Origin of the sequence: Variovorax glacialis, from assembly GCF_051216375.1 — a bacterium.
Lineage (GTDB): Bacteria > Pseudomonadota > Gammaproteobacteria > Burkholderiales > Burkholderiaceae_C > Variovorax.
Window position 1 is genome coordinate 282,569 of the sequence record NZ_JBPJZT010000002.1, and the last position, 15,314, is coordinate 297,882.

Below are 15,314 nucleotides of genomic sequence, written 5' to 3' on the forward strand. Positions count from 1 at the left end.
TTCTGGAGTAGCTTCGTATGGATTCCCAATTTGGCCTGATGAACGTATGGCATCAGGGCGACTTCGTCACCAAGGCCGTTGCGCTGCTCTTGATCGGCATGTCGCTCGCGTCATGGATCGTGATCCTGATCAAGGCACTCGACGTCATCAAGTACAAGCGCCAGGCGTCGCACTCGCAAGACTTCTGGCACAGCGAGGACTTCGCCACTGCGCTCAACAAGCTCGGCAAGAACGACAGCAACCCGTTCCGCGCACTGGCCCTCGAAGGTCGCGAGGCGGCCGCCCACCATCGCAACACCAAGGCCCATCTGCACGACGCGCTCGATGTGAGCGACTGGATCACGCGCGCCCTGCGCAACGGAATCGACGAGTTCACGGCTCGCCTGCAGACCGGTCTCGCCATCTTGGCATCGGTGGGATCGACCGCCCCGTTCATCGGGCTCTTCGGGACGGTTTGGGGCATCTATCACGCGCTGATGAGCATCGGAACTGCAGGCCAGGCGACGATCGACAAGGTTGCCGGCCCCATTGGCGAAGCGCTGATCATGACGGCCCTGGGCCTCGCGGTCGCCATTCCCGCGGTCCTGGGCTACAACGCGCTCGTGCGTGGCAACAAGTTCGTGCTGACCAAGCTGAACAGCTTTGCGCATGATCTGCACGCCTACTTCGTGACGGGTGCACGTGTTCAAAGCGGCGGCGTCGAAGCCACCGTCGTCCCCCTCAAGAAGGGCTGAGCACCATGGCCTTCGGTACGCAGGACGAACCCGATGAGGTGATGAACGAGATCAATATGACGCCGCTTGTCGACGTCATGCTGGTGCTTCTCATCATCTTCATCATCACGGTGCCCGTGATGAAGCACGCGGTCAACATTGATCTCCCACGCGCCAGCAGCGAGCCGGAACAGACCAAGCCGCAGAACATCCTGTTCACGGTGACGGCCGACGGCAGCTACTACTGGAACGACCAAAAGATCGAAGATGCCGAGCTGAAGTCGAGGCTTGCCGTTGAGGCCGCCAAGGATCCGCAACCCGAACTTCATATTCGCGGCGACAAGGCGGTGCGCTATGAACGCGTGGCGCAGGCCATGTCGGCCGCACGGGAGGCTGGTGTTCGCAAGATTGGCTTTATCACCGAGCCAGACGCCAAGTAAAGCTGGGGCGCAAGTCAAAGATTTCGATCGCGACGATTGACTTTTTATTGAGAATCATTATCATTTGATCATCGCTTCGATAAAGGGATTTCAAATGCAAGCCACCAGCGCCTTCACCGTCTTGAGCCATCCTTCGCTCGACCATTCGGGCGGTGGCCGCGTCTCCAGCGAGGCGGCCCGTCCTGCGCCCTTGCTTGAAAGCGCCGAGCTTCTCAAGGGCAGCAAGACTGTCGGCATCCTGCACAACGGTTCGCTCTATCGACTTCAAGCCACCAAACTCGGCAAGCTGATCCTGACCAAATAGGATCCAGCCCGCCCCTCGCGCAAGTTTCATCGTGGGGCGACTCGAGGAGATCATCTCCGAAGGGTCGTTTTTTGCTAGCCAACGGTTCGCCGACTAGCCAAGCTCTTTTTCCACCTTGACAGCCAAAAAAACGCCGACTCGAAGTCGGCGTCTTGCTTGGTGCGGATCGTATTCAGAGCCCGATCGCTGCGATTCCTGCCTTCGCGATCTGCGCGTCCTCGTTCGACTTGACGCCACTGACACCGACGGCGCCGATGACGTGACCGTCCTTGACGATCGGCACGCCGCCCTCGAGCAACCCCTCCACGCCGGGCGCCGTCAGGAATGAGGTACGACCGCCATTGATCATGTCTTCATAAGTCTTGCTTTCGCGTCGCCCCATCGCGGCCGTATGGGCCTTGGCAGGTGCAATGTGGGACGAAAGTGCCGCCGCGCCATCCAGGCGTTGCAGCCACAGCAGATTGCCCGCGTCGTCGGCAACGGCGATGGTGACCGCCCAGTTGTTCTTGAGGGCCTCGGCTTCGGCCGCGGCAGCAATGGCCTTCACATCGGCGAGTTCGAGGAATGACTTGGTCTTCATGGCTACAGAGGAAAAGTTTCGTTAACCCTCGAGCATAGCGTTTGGTGCCGCCAGAACCCGCATGGCCGGTAGGATTATCGGAACACGGGTCTTTCTGATCGCCACCACTTGCAGCGACCTAGAATGCGCCCCAACTGCAGCGTTGCAGCAAACACCTGGAGCTTCAGCAATGAACGACCGCGTCAATACCCTCGACACATCCGTCGGCTACGGCCAGACGCTACCGCAGGCCGAGCGTCAGCGCGTCCTGCGCAACACCTATTGGCTGCTCGCACTGAGCCTGCTGCCGACGGTCCTGGGAGCCTGGCTGGGCGTCGCGACCGGGATCAACCGCTCCCTCACCGGCGGCCTCGGCCTCATCGTGTTCATGGGCGGTGCATTCGGCTTCATGTTCGCGATCGAGAAGACCAAGAACTCGGCGGCCGGCGTGCCGGTTCTGCTCGGCTTCACCTTCTTCATGGGCCTGATGCTGTCGCGGCTCATCGCGATGGTGCTCGGCTTCAAGAACGGCTCGGAGCTCATCATGACCGCGTTCGGCGGCACCGCCGGCGTGTTTTTCGTGATGGCTTCGCTGGCAACCGTGATCAAGCGCGACCTGTCCGGCATGGGCAAGTGGCTCTTCGTCGGGGCAATGGTCCTGATGATCGGCGCAATCATCAACGTCTTCGTGGGCTCCAGCGCGGGGATGATGGCGATTTCGGTTGCCGCGATCGGCATCTTCTCCGCCTTCATGCTGTACGACCTGAAGCAGATCATGGACGGCGGCGAAACCAACTACATCAGCGCAACCTTGGCGCTTTACCTCGACCTGTTCAACGTCTTCCAGAGCCTCCTGGCCCTGCTCGGCATCTTTGGCGGCGAGCGCGACTGAAGGCATTTCAGTCCCGTTACGAGGGGCCCCACGGGGCCCCTTTTTCATGCCAGGTCGAATACGGCGATCGACTCCACGTGCGCCGTGTGAGGAAACATGTTGACCACGCCCGCAAAGGTGCATCGATACCCGGCCTGATGCACCAGGAGACCCGCATCGCGCGCGAGCGTCGAAGGGTTGCAACTGACATAGACAATGCGCTTCGGCGGCGCCCAGCCACCACGGTGCAGCTCGACCTGCTGGTGCAGGTCCGCGAGTGCCTTGGCCAGCGCAAACGCGCCTTCGCGTGGCGGGTCGACGAGCCACTTTTCGGCGGCGCCGTCGGCCACAAGCATTGCCGGGGTCATTTCAAACAGATTGCGCGCAACGAAACTCGTCGTGGCGAGGGCGCGCCGCCCGGGAACCGCGGGACGATTGCGTTCGAAATTGTCCGTGGCGCGGGCGACCAGGGTGTCACTCCCCTCGATCCCCAGAACTTCGCGGGCCCGACTTGCCAGGGGCAGCGTGAAGTTGCCCAGACCGCAGAACCAGTCGATCACCCGCTCATGCGGTTGCACATCGAGCAGCCGCAAGGCGCGACCGACCAGGACGCGATTGATGTGCGGATTGACCTGCGTGAAATCAGTCGGCTTGAAGGGCATCGTGACGCCGAACTCGGGCAGTGCGTACGCAAGCGCCTCGCCCCCCTCCTCCAGCAACTTGACCGTCTCGGGGCCCTTCGACTGCAACCACCACTGCACGCCCTCGTTTCGTGATGCAAACGCCTTGAGCCGAGTCACGTCGGCATCGGAAAGCGGCTCCAGATGCCGCAAAACCAGCGCAATCACGCCCAGCCGCCCTGTACCGTCCGGCGAGTCGCCGCAAGCCAGTTCGATCTGCGGACAAGTTTCACGAGCATCCATCGAGCCGATCAGCTCGCGCAGGGGCAGCAGCATCTCGCTGACCTGAGCGGGCAACACAGGACAGATCTTCATGTCCGCCAGATAGCGGCTCTTCCGCTCATGGAATCCGATGAGCACCGTCCCCTTCTTCACCACATGGCGCACCGACAGGCGTGCACGATAGCGGTAGTGCCAGGCCGGCCCTTCGAGCGGCCGCAACACGTTCTCGGGTCGCACCTTGCCGAGATGCCACAGGTTGTCCTCGAGCGATCGCTGCTTCACCGCGACCTGCGCAGCCGCATCGAGGTGTTGCATCTTGCAGCCCCCACAGGCGCCAGCATGCAAGCCGAAGTGAGGGCAGCCCGGGCGCACGCGCTGGGAAGACTCGCGCGCGATCGTGGTCACCGTCCCCTGCTCCCAATTGTTCTTCTTGCGGTGCACGTTGAACTGCACCTCCTCAAAGGGCAATGCCCCTTCGATGAACACCACCATGCCGTCGGCCTTGTGTGCGACGCCTTGCGCGTCGAGGTCGAGCGACTCGACATGCAGCCATTCACCGTCGGGACGCTGCGCTTCCTTCTTCTCTGTCGTTTCCGTCATGCCCGGATTGTCTCAGGCCGCAAGCATGCGTCCTTTGAACTAGAGGAGCGCGTCACGCTGCACGCCGGCGCGTGCAAGCTGGCGGCGCATCTTGGCCAGCGCCTCGTTCTGGATCTGCCGCACGCGCTCTCGCGTCAGCCCCAGGCGCACGCTCAACACTTCCAGCGTCTCCGGATCGCGGTCGTGCAAGCCGTAGCGCCCTTCGAGCACTTCGCGCTCTCGCTCCGTCAGCACCAGGATCCATTGGTCGAGCAACTTCTCGACTTCGTGGGTCTGCGTGACGCCGGTAGGGTCGCCGCCTTCGTCGTCCGAAGCCACTGTGTCGGCCAACGTGTGGCTGTCGTCACCACGATCGCCGCTCGCGTCGAGCGAGCGTGGCGCTTCGGCGAGCGCGAGCAGGTCCGCCACTTCCTGCACCTCGCGGCCGAGCATCGCCGCGACGTCCTCGACACGCACGCCGTCGGGCCGCCGGGCAATGAATTCGGGATCGCCCTCCAGCGCCCGACGAGCACGCATGACCTGCTGCAATTCGCGCACGACATGTACGGGCAGGCGAATGGCACGCGCCTGCATCATGGCCGCGCGCTCGATCGATTGCCGGATCCACCAGGTCGCATAGGTCGAAAAACGGAATCCTCGCTCGGGCTCGAACTTGTTGATGGCGTGCATGAGGCCGAGATTGCCCTCCTCGATCAGGTCCGCCATGGGCACGCCGCGCCCGAGGTACGACTTCGCGATGTTCACGACGAGCCGCAGGTTGTGCTCGATCATGGATTGCCTTGCCGCGAAATCGCCATTGCGCGCCGCACAGGCCGTTCGATACTCTTCTTCAGGCGTGAACAGTTGGGTGCGTCGGATCTCGCGCAGGTAGATCGTCAGCGAATCACCGCCGTCGCCACCGCCCAGATCGGCCGGCATCGCCTCACGAAAATTCTCCACGGGCTCTTCGCCGGCCACACGGTCCACCGGAACCCGCACCGGAATCGCGGACGCAGAGGTTCGCGTTGCATCGAAGCCTGACGTGCCACCGTTGCCCGCCACTCGTCGCACGACCGGAGTGCGATGAAGGCGAGAGGTGCTCATGACGCTAGCGCGCTGGAAGGTACCGCGCCGGATCGACGGGCTTGCCCTGGCGGCGAATTTCGAAGTGCAGCTTGACGCGGTCCGCGTCGCTGTTGCCCATCTCGGCAATCTTCTGGCCCTTCTGCACGGACTGGTCCTCCTTGACGAGCAGCGTACGATTGTGCGCGTAGGCCGTCAGGTAGGTGTTGTTGTGCTTCAGGATGATGAGATTGCCATAGCCGCGCAGACCCGCGCCTGCATAGACGACGCGACCATCGGCCGCCGCGAGCACCGAATCGCCCGCCTTGCCGCTGATATCGAGACCCTTGTTCTTCGCTTCGTCGAAGCCCGCGATCAACGACCCCTGCGCAGGCCAGATCCAGCCCACGTCCTCGTCGCCGGAAGCCGTTGCCGCCGGCGGCGTGGGAGATGCGGTGACTGGTGCTGGCGGCTTGGTTGCCGCGCTTGCAGCTGCCGAGGGCGTTGACGCGGAAGCTGCGGCCGCTGCAGCCGCCGCCGAAGCCGCTGTGGCAGGCGCGACGATGGGTTGCGTCACAGGGCGGCTGACGACGCCGGATGATTCCGCGGTCGACGGTGATGTCGAAGCCGAGGCTGAGCCGCCCACGGGAGGGATCACGCGCAGGACCTGCCCCACTTCGATGAGGTCAGGATTGTCGAGATTGTTCCAGCGTGCGATGTTCTGCCAGGTCTGGCCCGTTTCGGTGCCGATGCGACGAATGGTGTCGCCCGGACGCACCGCGTAGTACCCGGGCTTGCCGTAGTTCTCGATGCCCTGCAGCGGCTTGCCATTCGCATCGGTGGTGATCGGCGGAACGCCCGGCACAGCAGCCCCGTTCGCGCTCACAGCCGGCGGACGAGACGTCGCGCCACGATCCTCGACAGGCGCCTGACTGGTTGGTGAACCACAACCCGCAACCACGAGCGAAAGCCCCAGCGTCATGCCGGCAAGCCAGCCCCGATTGCCAATTCCCTGCATGTGTTCTTCCTTCAAGCAATTCCCGATTTTAGGGGGACAAAGTGGACCGCCTCAAGAATGCGACGCTCGATGCCGCGTGCGGTTTTGTCAATGACGACGAGGGCTTGTCCGCCCGTTGCAGATTGCGTTGGCGCGACGATTCGTCCACCCACTGCCAGTTGAGCGATCCACGCCTCGGGCACCGCTTCGCCGCCCGCCGCAGCGATGATGCCGGCATAAGGCGCACCCTTTGCATAGCCGACCATCCCGTCGCCGAGCAACAGGTGAACCGTCGCCAGTCTGAACGGACGAAGGTTCGCGCGCGCGCGTTCATGCAGCCCGCGCAAACGCTCGATGCTGTACACCTCGGCTGCAACATGGCTGAGTACCGCTGCCTGGTAGCCGCAACCGGTACCGATCTCCATCACGCGCCCCAGGCGATCGCTTGGCTTTCCCGTCAGCGCAGGCGCACCGAGCAGCAACTCGATCATGCGAGCCACCACGTTGGGCTTGGAAATGGTCTGCCCCAAGCCGATCGGCAAGCTGGTGTCCTCGTACGCCTGATTGACCAGCGCACTGTCGACGAACAGGTGACGCTCCACGGTACCCATCGCGCGCAGCACGCGCGCATCGGCGATGCCTTGCGCAGCCAATCGCTGGACCATTCGCGCACGCACGGCATCCGAAGCCATAGAAGGTGTGCTGTGCACGGTCGGTTTCGTGGGCACCGCGGGAAGACGTCCGCGGGTCGCCGCGGAAGCCGTGGGCGTCAGCCGAACGGGGAAACCTGGCCGTTGACTTGCCATCTCAGGCGTGCTCACCGAGGCGAGCCACCGTGTCGCGCCACTGACCCAGATTGGCGTGGTCCGTCAGGTCGATCTGCAACGGGGTCAGTGCGATGTGGCCCGCCGCGGTCGCATGGAAGTCGGTCCCTTCGCCACTGTCCTTGGCACTGCCTGCACCGGCGATCCAGTACATGGTCTCGCCGCGCGGGCTGTCTTGCGTGATGACTTTCTCCGCGGCATGGCGGCGGCCAAGCCTGCACACCTGCACCGACTTCAATTCCTCGAAGGGACGATTGGGCACGTTGACGTTGAGGAGGAATGCGTTGCCACCCAGCATCTGCTCGCGCTCGATCTGTTCGACCAGGCGCCGCGCCGCACGGGCCGCCGCATCGACATGGGCCCAGCCCTTCTCGATCTGCGAGAAGGCGATGGCCGGTATGCCGAACAGGTAGGCCTCCATCGCCGCGCCGACGGTGCCTGAATAGATGGTGTCGTCGCCCATGTTGGCGCCGTTGTTGATGCCGGACACGACCAGGTCGGGTCGATAGTCCAGCAAGCCCTTCAACGCGATGTGCACGCAATCGGCCGGCGTGCCGGTGACGTAGCGGAATCCGTTGTGCGCGGTATGCACGTACAGCGGCGCAGCCAGCGTCAGCGCGTTCGACTTGGCACTGTTGTTGTGCTCGGGCGCGACCACCTCGACTTCGGCGATTTCCTTCAGTGCGTCGTGCAATGCGACGATACCCGGAGCCTGGAAACCGTCGTCGTTCGAAATAAGTATTTTCATGGCGTCTGTCAGTGCGCGCGATTGTAGGCGGCGGGTGCGTCACGGCTGGGACAACGAGGCCATCGCACCGCGCCTATCATGACCCGCATTCTTTGCCCCAGACTCATTTATAGGAGACACGAGCATGCACGCATGGCTCTGCGAGAACCCCATCGGCGTCGACGCGCTCACGTGGAAGGAACTGCCAACGCCCGCACCCGGGCCTGGACAGGTGTTGATAGAGATCAAGGCGGCGAGCCTGAACTTCCCCGACCTCCTGATCGTGCAGAACAAATACCAGATGAAGCCGCCGCTGCCTTTCGTTCCGGGTTCGGAATACGCAGGCGTGATCAGCGCCGTCGGTGAAGGCGTCACCCACCTCAAGGTCGGGCAGAACGTCGCTTGCCTGTCGGGAACCGGCGGCTTCGGCACGCACACGTTGGCACCTGCTGCGCTTTGCATGCCATTGCCAGAGGGCTTCGGCTATGTCGATGCGGCCGCCTTCATCATGATTTACGCGACCTCGTGGCACGCGTTGATGGACCGCGCTCAATTGAAAGCCGGCGAAACAGTGCTGGTGCTCGGCGCAGCGGGTGGCGTCGGCACCGCGGCGATCCAGATTGCAAAAGCCGCTGGCGCCAAAGTCATTGCAGCTGCGTCGACCGACGAAAAATGCGAGCTTTGCAAATCGATCGGCGCGGACGTCACGATCAACTACACGACGCACGCCCTCCCCACTGGCTTTCGCGATGCAATCAAAGCGGCAACCAATGGCAAAGGGCCGGACGTCATTTATGACCCGGTGGGCGGTGAATTCGCAGAACCGGCCTTCCGGTCGATCGGCTGGCGAGGCCGGTATCTGGTGGTTGGCTTCGCCGCAGGCCCGATTCCTTCGCTGCCATTGAATTTAATGCTGCTCAAAGGCGCCTCGTTGGTCGGCGTGTTCTGGGGCGATTTCGCGAAGCGTGAACCCAAGGCCAACGCGCAGATGATGGCCGAATTGGCGCAGTGGTATGGACAGGGCAAGATCAAGCCCGTCATCGACCGCACCATGCCGATGGCCGAACTCAAGGCCGCCTACGCCCATATGGGTTCGCGCGGCGTCAAGGGCAAGTTGGTGATGGTCAACTGACACCGCTCCGTGGCCCACAAAAAAGCCCGCATGCGCGGGCTTTTTACGTTCGAGGAGCGGTGACCTACTTGATCTCGAAGTCGGACAGCGATTTGCCCGCAGCGAGCGCCTCGGTGATCCAACGCGGCTTGCGACCGCGGCCGCCCGACCAGGTTTCGCCAGTAGGACTGTGATACTTTGCGGCGCCCTTGACTGCCACGACCCCTGCAACGCGCTTGCTTGCCCGTGCGGTGAGTTTGAGATCAGCGGCCGTCAAGCCATATTCGGCGATCTTCTTGCGCAGTTCTTCGATCACTCCTGCGCGCTCCTGATTTCTCAGCTCCTCGGCTTGCTTGCGCAATTGCGCAATCTGCTCGTCGTGCTTCTTGATCTGGGAATTGATGTCGGCAAGGGAGGCCATTGGTGCTATTCCTCGAATTAGAAAGCGAAAATTCTAATTCAGAACACAATTGTCGCAACGGTCGCAACTCCAAAAAAAAAGCGCCGACCACGGGTCGGCGCTTTTTCTCAAAGAGATCTGGGGTGGCTGATGGGACTCGAACCCACGACGACCAGAATCACAATCTGGGACTCTACCAGCTGAGCTACAGCCACCACAGCCAACAATTGTAGCGCGAAAAAACTAGCGTTCGGCGCCCGGCATCGCATCTGCGGGCCTCGGGACCAAAATTTCAGCCTTGAAGCGATTCTTCAGGAGGTCATAGTACGCAGCGTTCTCGGCGGCGCCCACTGCCTGGGCAAACTGTTCGTTTTCCTGCTTGGCCACCTCAGTCGCGGGCGGCGTGCGGGGTACCGACTTGATGACGCGCACGACGGCAAAACCCTGCGCGCCAAGATCCGACCCGATCAGCACCGGCAGCTTGCTGGTATCGGCACGCAGTGCACCTTCTACAATGGCGGGCGGCTGCGATTGCGTCTCCAGCCGCGACACCGTGACGGGCGCCCCGAAAGCAGCCCCCGCCGGGTTTGCTTGCCAGGCCGCCAGCTTGGCTTCGCCCTCTGCCTTTGCGAGGGCTGCAGCACGTTCGGCGACGAGCAGCGTGCGAACCTTGTCCTTGACCTCTTCGAAGGGCAGCGCACGCGCCGGGTTGTACTGCGTCACCCGTCCCGACGCGAGTTGGTTGGGGCCAATTTCGATCGCCTCGGTGTTGTGCTTGCGCTCGAGCGTGTCGGGAGCGAACAGCGCATTCAGGAAATTGCGGCTTCCCAGGGCCCCGGTAGCACCGGGGGCCGGCGCGCGTCCGACGTTGCTTGCCGTCTGAATCGTGAGCTTGAGCTTCTCTGCTGCCGGCTTCAGGCTGTCGGGCTGCTGGTAGACGATGTCGGTGAAAGTCTCGGCGGCCTTCGCGAACTCCTGGGTGGCCTGCTGGGCGCGCACTTCGTTCTCGATCGTGGCTCGCACCTTGTCGAACGGCGGCACCACGGCCGGCTTCACGTCGGTGAGCTGAATGATGTGGTAGCCGAACTCGGTCTCGACCACGCTGCTGATCTCGCCCTTCTTCAGCGCGAACATGGCATCCTCGAAAGGCTTGACCATCGCGCCGCGCGTCACGAAGTCGAGATCGCCGCCCTTTTCGGCAGAGCCGGGATCCTGCGAGTTCTTGCGCGCCACATCGGCAAAGGTGTTGGGCGCCTTCCGGACTTCGGCCAGCAACTGCTCGGCCTTGGCACGCGCCTTCTCGCGATCGGCGGCGGGTGCGCTCGCCGGTGCGGCAATCAGGATATGGCTCGCGCGTCGCTCTTCCTTGGAGCCGAAACGCGCGCTGTTCTGGTCGTAGTAGCTCCGCAGATCGGCGTCGTTGACCGAAATGTTCTTCTTGGCGGCTTCGAGGTCGAGGACCAGATATTCGACGCTGGCTTGCTCAGCCACCTGAAACTGCGCGGCGTGGTCCTTGTAGAAGGCCTGAAGGTCGGCATCGCTGACGTTGACCTTCGAGGCAAAGTCGGCGGGCTTGAACAACGCGACCTGGATTTCGCGACGATCGTAGAAAGCGTTGAGCGTTGCAGCGGTTTGCGCCGCGGTGGCGAAGGTCGTGGCCGAAACGCCCAGAGACACCTGTTGCGTCGCCAGGTCCGCACGGACGGATGCTTCGTACTGCTCGGGCGTGCGGCCTGTCGCGCGCATGAAGGTCTCCCGATCGAACTTGCCATCCGCGGTGCGGAACGACGCCAGGCCCGGATCCGCGGCAAACAACCGGGCAAGGCGCTCCTCTGACACCGTCATGTTCGATTTCGAAGCCGCGGCTGCGAGCACACGCTCACGCACCATGCGTTCCAGCGTGGCGTAGCGGGCGGCATCGGAGTCGAGCAACGCCGGCTCGATGTTCGGCGCCTGCCGACGGATCCGGTCAACCTCGTTGCGGTGCTGGGCATCCCATTCGGGGCGGGTGATGTCGGTGCCCGCGACGCGCGCGACCTTTTCGCCTTGGCCATTTCCCTGATAGCGATCGACGCCGAAGAGCACGAACGAGGGAATGATCAGCAAGAACAAGAACACCATGATGATCTTGTTGTACTTGCGGAAGGAGTCAAACATGCTTGGGCACTCTCTGTGACGGATGGCGGGACGCAACAAAAAAGGCGAACACTCTGTTCGCCTTTGCTGCTTCGGGTGGTGGGTGCTGAGGGGTTCGAACCCCCGACCTACGCCTTGTAAGGGCGCCGCTCTACCAGCTGAGCTAAGCACCCCACCGGAAAACAGTGTCTCAGTTCAGCGCGTCTTTCAGCGCCTTGCCGGGACGGAACTTCGGGATCTTGGCGGCCTTGATTTTAATCGCGTCGCCGGTACGTGGATTCCGGCCGGTCCTGGCGGCCCGCTTGCCTACTGCAAATGTTCCGAAGCCGACGAGCGAAACGGAGCCGCCTTTCTTGAGCGTTGTACGAATGGCGCCGATGGTGGATTCGAGTGCGCGCGTGGCAGCGGCTTTGGAGATGTCGGCGTTTTTTGCGATGTGCTCAATCAGTTCGGTTTTGTTCACAAGGGCCCCTTGCAGGAAAATTGTTGATCAGGGTCGTCAGAAGCGATGCCAGCCCCGTGACGATGCCACGGGGGCGAAGTTCGGAAAAAATGGGTGGCAGTTCTGACGCGCCGGCAGCGCACTGCCGACAAGGATTACAACCACTGGTCTACGGGGTGTCAATACGACACTCCCCCCTAGAAACCAGGGGAGGAGCGCGATTTTAGTGGCGTTTCGACAAGTCGCTTTCAAAGCGACTCGGCGATGGCCTTGCCCAGGTCGGCCGTGCTTCCGGTTCCACCGATGTCGGGCGTGCGCGGTGCACCGCTACCGGGCGCCAGCACCTTCTCGATCGTCGCCAGGATCGCGTCGTGCGCGGCCTTGTGGCCGAGGAACTCCAGCATCATCGCACCGCACCAGATCTGCCCGATCGGATTGGCGATGCCCTTGCCGGCGATGTCCGGCGCGGATCCGTGCACCGGCTCGAACAGCGATGGCGTGGTCCTCTCCGGGTTGAGGTTGGCGCTGGGTGCGATGCCGATCGTCCCGGTGCACGCGGGTCCGAGGTCCGACAGGATGTCGCCGAACAGGTTGCTCGCCACCACCACATCGAAGAAGTCCGGACGCTGCACGAAGTGCGCGGTCAGGATGTCGATGTGGAACTTGTCGAGCTGAACCCCCGGATAGTCCTTCGCCATCGCGGCCACGCGCTCGTCCCAGTACGGCATGGTGATCGAGATGCCGTTGGACTTCGTCGCGCTCGTGAGATGCTTCTTCGGGCGCGACTTCGCCAACTCGAATGCGAACTTGAGGACCCGGTCCACGCCGATGCGCGACATCACGGTTTCCTGCACCACGATCTCACGCGGCGTGCCTTCGTACATGCGGCCGCCGATGCTCGAGTACTCGCCTTCCGTGTTCTCGCGCACGATGTACATGTCGATCTCGCCCGGTTCTCGCGGCGTGCCGTCGCGACGGACCACCGGGGCCACGATGCCTGGCATCAGGCGCGCCGGCCGCAGGTTGATGTACTGGTCGAACTCGCGCCGAAAGAGCAGCAGCGAGCCCCAGAGCGAGACGTGGTCCGCGATCTTCTCGGGCCAGCCGACCGCGCCGAAGAAGATGGCGTCGTGGCCACCGATCTGGTCCTTCCAGTTGTCGGGCAGCATCTTGCCGTGCTTCTCGTAGTAGTCCCAGCTCGAGAAATCGAAGTGGTCGAACTTCATGTCGATCCCGAACTTGCGCGCCGCGGCATCGAGCACGCGCAGGCCTTCGGGCATGGTTTCCTTGCCGATGCCGTCGCCGGCGATGACTGCGATTCGTTGGGTGCTCATGTCTCAATCCTTGTGGGTCGCGTTGAAAAAGGAAAGCGCCTGCGCCAAGAGTTCGCGCGGGGCTTCTTCGGGAATGTAGTGGCCGCCGTGCAGGGTTCCGCCCGACACATCGTCGGCACGCTGGCGCCAGAGATCCAGCACGTCGAAGCAACGGCCGACCACGCCATGCTCGCCCCACAGCACACGCAGCGGTTGCGTCAGCTTGCGGCCGGCGGCGATGTCGGCGCGATCGTGTTCGAGGTCGACGGTGGCGGAGGCGCGATAGTCCTCGCAGATCGCGTGCGCGGTGCCGTCGATCGATGCGCAGCGTTCGTATTCGGCAAGCGCCTCGGGTGCAAAGGGCACCAGCCCTGCGTGACGCCCTCCCATCACGCTGCGCACGTAGCGCACGGGGTCCGATTCGATCAGCGCCTCCGGCAAGGGCGGCGGCTGGATCAGGAAGAACCAGTGCCAGTAGGCGCGTGCGAAGGCTTCCGTCGTGTTCTCGTACATCGCCAGCGTGGGCGCGACGTCGAGCAGCATCAGGCGCTCCACCGAACCCGGATGATCGGCCGCCAGCCGGTGGGCGACGCGTGCGCCCCTGTCATGCGCCAGGACGCCGAAGCGCTCGAAGCCGTGGTGCGCCATGACGGTAAGCGCGTCAAGCGCCATCTCGCGCTTGCTGTAGCGGGCGTGCTCGAGATCGGCCACCGGCCGCCCGGAATCGCCGTAGCCGCGCAGATCGAGCATGACCACCGAAAAATGCTCCGCGAGCACAGGTGCCACGCGATGCCAGATCACATGCGTCTGAGGATGCCCGTGCAGGAGAAGCAAGGGCGCACCGCTGCCGCCGACGCGCCCGTGCAGGCGGACACCGTCGCGCGACAGATCGAAGGTGGTGAACGAGGTGAACATGCGATGAATTGTGCGTTGCGCGGCGCCAGCCATCAAGCAACAATTAGCCAATTGATACTTTCCGAAATGGCAGGAATGGAGCGGAGCGATCTGGAACTCGTCATGGCCATCCGCGCCCGCGGCAGTCTTGCGGGCGCCGCACTCGCCTTGAACGTGGTGCCCTCGGTGGTGACCAAGCGGCTCGGCGCGCTGGAGGCGCGGCTGGGCCAGCGATTGTTCGACCGCACCACGCGCAGGCTCAGCGCCACGGCTGAAGGCGAAGCTGTCTGTGCGCATGCGAAAGGGCTGCTCGACGGCTTCGCGGCGCTCGAGAACGAACTCGGCGAACGCCAGAGCGAACTGAGCGGCACGATCCGTCTCGTCGCCACCTTCGGTTTCGGTAGGCACTGGCTCGGACCGGCGCTCGCGGTCTTCAACGACCTGCATCCCGCACTGCATATCCAGCTCACGTTGGCTGAAAAACTGCCCGACCTGGGCGCCGAAGGCCACGATGGCGCGGTATGGCTCTGGGCGCCGCAGCATCGGCGCGCGGGCGACTGGGTCGCCCGGCGCATCGCACGCAACCAGCGCGTGCTGGCGGCTGCCCCCGACTACCTCGAGCGCCGTGGCGTCCCCGCCGACGCCGCCGCGCTGGCGTTACACGACTGTCTCGTCGTGCGCGAGAACAGCGAAGGCAGCGAGCGCGAGTTCTCGCTCTGGACCCTGCGCCACGCCAAGGACGGCGCCACAAGCCGAGTGCAGGTGCGCGGACCGCTGTCGAGCAACTCGGGCGAAATGGTGCGCGACTGGTGCCTGGCCGGCCGAGGGATCATGCTGCGAAGCCTCTGGGACATCGCACCGCACTTGGCGTCGGGCGAACTGGTCCGCGTGCTGCCGCATCTCGCGATGCCCGACGCCGACATTCAATGGGTCGCGCCCTGGCGAACCAAGACGCCTCGCCGCGTGCGCATGCTGATCGACTTCCTGGTCGAGCGCTTTCGGGGCGAACCGTGGAAGGTCGACCGCGCGCCGCGCTGACC

The 15,314-nt window shown here is 63.4% G+C and carries 17 protein-coding genes and 2 tRNA genes; 6 read left to right on the top strand and 13 right to left on the bottom strand.

Annotated elements, in window-relative coordinates; genetic code table 11:
* Positions 1 to 17 precede the first annotated feature (17 nt).
* The 3 genes from ACSFBL_RS05760 (at position 18) to hemP (ending at position 1,457) form a co-directional block, all read left to right on the top strand.
* The gene (locus ACSFBL_RS05760) at positions 18 to 734 is read left to right on the top strand and encodes a MotA/TolQ/ExbB proton channel family protein (protein ID WP_435514788.1); all 717 of its coding nucleotides are present in this window, start codon (positions 18 to 20) and stop codon (positions 732 to 734) included.
* 5 nt (positions 735 to 739) lie between these two features.
* Positions 740 to 1,153 (top strand): ExbD/TolR family protein, encoded by a 414-nt coding sequence (locus tag ACSFBL_RS05765; protein WP_435514789.1) that lies wholly within the window; start codon positions 740 to 742, stop codon positions 1,151 to 1,153.
* A gap of 94 nt (positions 1,154 to 1,247) precedes the next feature.
* Positions 1,248 to 1,457: a hemin uptake protein HemP gene (gene hemP / locus ACSFBL_RS05770; protein WP_435514790.1), complete on the top strand. Its 210-nt coding sequence runs from the start codon at positions 1,248 to 1,250 to the stop codon at positions 1,455 to 1,457.
* Positions 1,458 to 1,629: 172 nt separating this feature from the next.
* Here the strand turns inward: hemP and ACSFBL_RS05775 are convergent, their stop codons facing one another.
* Entirely contained in the window at positions 1,630 to 2,037 is a 408-nt protein-coding gene (locus ACSFBL_RS05775) for a GlcG/HbpS family heme-binding protein (RefSeq protein WP_435514791.1), read from the bottom strand.
* Positions 2,038 to 2,206: 169 nt separating this feature from the next.
* Here ACSFBL_RS05775 and ACSFBL_RS05780 point away from each other — a divergent pair, with 169 nt between their 5' ends.
* Complete coding sequence (locus ACSFBL_RS05780) at positions 2,207 to 2,908, top strand: Bax inhibitor-1/YccA family protein (RefSeq protein ID WP_435514792.1); 702 nt, start codon at positions 2,207 to 2,209, stop codon at positions 2,906 to 2,908.
* Positions 2,909 to 2,952: 44 nt separating this feature from the next.
* On the opposite strand, the gene rlmD is transcribed toward ACSFBL_RS05780, so the two are convergent.
* The 5 genes from rlmD to surE form a co-directional block, all read right to left on the bottom strand.
* A complete protein-coding gene (gene rlmD, locus ACSFBL_RS05785; protein WP_435514793.1) occupies positions 2,953 to 4,389 on the bottom strand; it encodes a 23S rRNA (uracil(1939)-C(5))-methyltransferase RlmD in 1,437 nt (478 codons plus the stop codon).
* A 39-nt stretch (positions 4,390 to 4,428) separates the two neighbouring features.
* Positions 4,429 to 5,307, bottom strand: coding sequence for a sigma-70 family RNA polymerase sigma factor (locus tag ACSFBL_RS05790; RefSeq protein WP_435515327.1), 879 nt, complete (start codon positions 5,305 to 5,307; stop codon positions 4,429 to 4,431).
* 169 nt (positions 5,308 to 5,476) lie between these two features.
* A complete protein-coding gene (locus tag ACSFBL_RS05795) occupies positions 5,477 to 6,448 on the bottom strand; it encodes a peptidoglycan DD-metalloendopeptidase family protein (protein WP_435514794.1) in 972 nt (323 codons plus the stop codon).
* Positions 6,449 to 6,459: 11 nt separating this feature from the next.
* On the bottom strand, positions 6,460 to 7,233 hold the full coding sequence (locus ACSFBL_RS05800) for a protein-L-isoaspartate(D-aspartate) O-methyltransferase (protein WP_435515328.1): 774 nt from the start codon (positions 7,231 to 7,233) through the stop codon (positions 6,460 to 6,462).
* Position 7,234: 1 nt separating this feature from the next.
* The gene (surE, locus tag ACSFBL_RS05805; RefSeq protein ID WP_435514795.1) at positions 7,235 to 7,999 is read right to left on the bottom strand and encodes a 5'/3'-nucleotidase SurE; all 765 of its coding nucleotides are present in this window, start codon (positions 7,997 to 7,999) and stop codon (positions 7,235 to 7,237) included.
* A gap of 124 nt (positions 8,000 to 8,123) precedes the next feature.
* Here surE and ACSFBL_RS05810 point away from each other — a divergent pair, with 124 nt between their 5' ends.
* Positions 8,124 to 9,110 carry an NADPH:quinone oxidoreductase family protein gene (locus ACSFBL_RS05810; protein WP_435514796.1) on the top strand — a complete coding sequence of 329 codons (987 nt, stop codon included), beginning with the start codon at positions 8,124 to 8,126 and terminating at the stop codon, positions 9,108 to 9,110.
* Between the two features lie 64 nt (positions 9,111 to 9,174).
* On the opposite strand, the gene ACSFBL_RS05815 is transcribed toward ACSFBL_RS05810, so the two are convergent.
* The 7 genes from ACSFBL_RS05815 to ACSFBL_RS05845 all read right to left on the bottom strand — a co-directional run bounded on the left by ACSFBL_RS05815 (position 9,175) and on the right by ACSFBL_RS05845 (position 14,295).
* The gene (locus tag ACSFBL_RS05815; RefSeq protein WP_435514797.1) at positions 9,175 to 9,510 is read right to left on the bottom strand and encodes an H-NS histone family protein; all 336 of its coding nucleotides are present in this window, start codon (positions 9,508 to 9,510) and stop codon (positions 9,175 to 9,177) included.
* Between the two features lie 118 nt (positions 9,511 to 9,628).
* Positions 9,629 to 9,704: transfer RNA gene (locus ACSFBL_RS05820), tRNA-His, on the bottom strand.
* 28 nt (positions 9,705 to 9,732) lie between these two features.
* On the bottom strand, positions 9,733 to 11,646 hold the full coding sequence (locus tag ACSFBL_RS05825; RefSeq protein ID WP_435514798.1) for a SurA N-terminal domain-containing protein: 1,914 nt from the start codon (positions 11,644 to 11,646) through the stop codon (positions 9,733 to 9,735).
* Between the two features lie 76 nt (positions 11,647 to 11,722).
* Positions 11,723 to 11,798, bottom strand: a tRNA-Val gene (locus tag ACSFBL_RS05830).
* A gap of 17 nt (positions 11,799 to 11,815) precedes the next feature.
* Entirely contained in the window at positions 11,816 to 12,088 is a 273-nt protein-coding gene (locus ACSFBL_RS05835; RefSeq protein WP_007830705.1) for an HU family DNA-binding protein, read from the bottom strand.
* Positions 12,089 to 12,315: 227 nt separating this feature from the next.
* On the bottom strand, positions 12,316 to 13,401 hold the full coding sequence (locus ACSFBL_RS05840) for a tartrate dehydrogenase (protein WP_435514799.1): 1,086 nt from the start codon (positions 13,399 to 13,401) through the stop codon (positions 12,316 to 12,318).
* Positions 13,402 to 13,404: 3 nt separating this feature from the next.
* Positions 13,405 to 14,295, bottom strand: coding sequence for an alpha/beta fold hydrolase (locus ACSFBL_RS05845; protein ID WP_435514800.1), 891 nt, complete (start codon positions 14,293 to 14,295; stop codon positions 13,405 to 13,407).
* A 75-nt stretch (positions 14,296 to 14,370) separates the two neighbouring features.
* On the opposite strand from ACSFBL_RS05845, the gene ACSFBL_RS05850 reads away from it, so the two are divergent.
* Positions 14,371 to 15,312: a LysR substrate-binding domain-containing protein gene (locus ACSFBL_RS05850; RefSeq protein WP_435514801.1), complete on the top strand. Its 942-nt coding sequence runs from the start codon at positions 14,371 to 14,373 to the stop codon at positions 15,310 to 15,312.
* Positions 15,313 to 15,314: the final 2 nt, after the last annotated feature.

What these genes read in the sequence shown, in the direction of transcription:
- ACSFBL_RS05760 (WP_435514788.1), top strand. Translation starts at nt 18, where the DNA reads ATGGATTCCCAATTTGGCCTGATGAACGTATGGCATCAGGGCGACTTC.
- ACSFBL_RS05765 (WP_435514789.1), top strand. Translation starts at nt 740, where the DNA reads ATGGCCTTCGGTACGCAGGACGAACCCGATGAGGTGATGAACGAGATC.
- hemP (WP_435514790.1), top strand. Translation starts at nt 1,248, where the DNA reads ATGCAAGCCACCAGCGCCTTCACCGTCTTGAGCCATCCTTCGCTCGAC.
- ACSFBL_RS05775 (WP_435514791.1), bottom strand. Translation starts at nt 2,037, where the DNA reads ATGAAGACCAAGTCATTCCTCGAACTCGCCGATGTGAAGGCCATTGCT.
- ACSFBL_RS05780 (WP_435514792.1), top strand. Translation starts at nt 2,207, where the DNA reads ATGAACGACCGCGTCAATACCCTCGACACATCCGTCGGCTACGGCCAG.
- rlmD (WP_435514793.1), bottom strand. Translation starts at nt 4,389, where the DNA reads ATGACGGAAACGACAGAGAAGAAGGAAGCGCAGCGTCCCGACGGTGAA.
- ACSFBL_RS05790 (WP_435515327.1), bottom strand. Translation starts at nt 5,307, where the DNA reads ATGCCGGCCGATCTGGGCGGTGGCGACGGCGGTGATTCGCTGACGATC.
- ACSFBL_RS05795 (WP_435514794.1), bottom strand. Translation starts at nt 6,448, where the DNA reads ATGCAGGGAATTGGCAATCGGGGCTGGCTTGCCGGCATGACGCTGGGG.
- ACSFBL_RS05800 (WP_435515328.1), bottom strand. Translation starts at nt 7,233, where the DNA reads ATGGCAAGTCAACGGCCAGGTTTCCCCGTTCGGCTGACGCCCACGGCT.
- surE (WP_435514795.1), bottom strand. Translation starts at nt 7,999, where the DNA reads ATGAAAATACTTATTTCGAACGACGACGGTTTCCAGGCTCCGGGTATC.
- ACSFBL_RS05810 (WP_435514796.1), top strand. Translation starts at nt 8,124, where the DNA reads ATGCACGCATGGCTCTGCGAGAACCCCATCGGCGTCGACGCGCTCACG.
- ACSFBL_RS05815 (WP_435514797.1), bottom strand. Translation starts at nt 9,510, where the DNA reads ATGGCCTCCCTTGCCGACATCAATTCCCAGATCAAGAAGCACGACGAG.
- ACSFBL_RS05825 (WP_435514798.1), bottom strand. Translation starts at nt 11,646, where the DNA reads ATGTTTGACTCCTTCCGCAAGTACAACAAGATCATCATGGTGTTCTTG.
- ACSFBL_RS05840 (WP_435514799.1), bottom strand. Translation starts at nt 13,401, where the DNA reads ATGAGCACCCAACGAATCGCAGTCATCGCCGGCGACGGCATCGGCAAG.
- ACSFBL_RS05845 (WP_435514800.1), bottom strand. Translation starts at nt 14,295, where the DNA reads ATGTTCACCTCGTTCACCACCTTCGATCTGTCGCGCGACGGTGTCCGC.
- ACSFBL_RS05850 (WP_435514801.1), top strand. Translation starts at nt 14,371, where the DNA reads ATGGAGCGGAGCGATCTGGAACTCGTCATGGCCATCCGCGCCCGCGGC.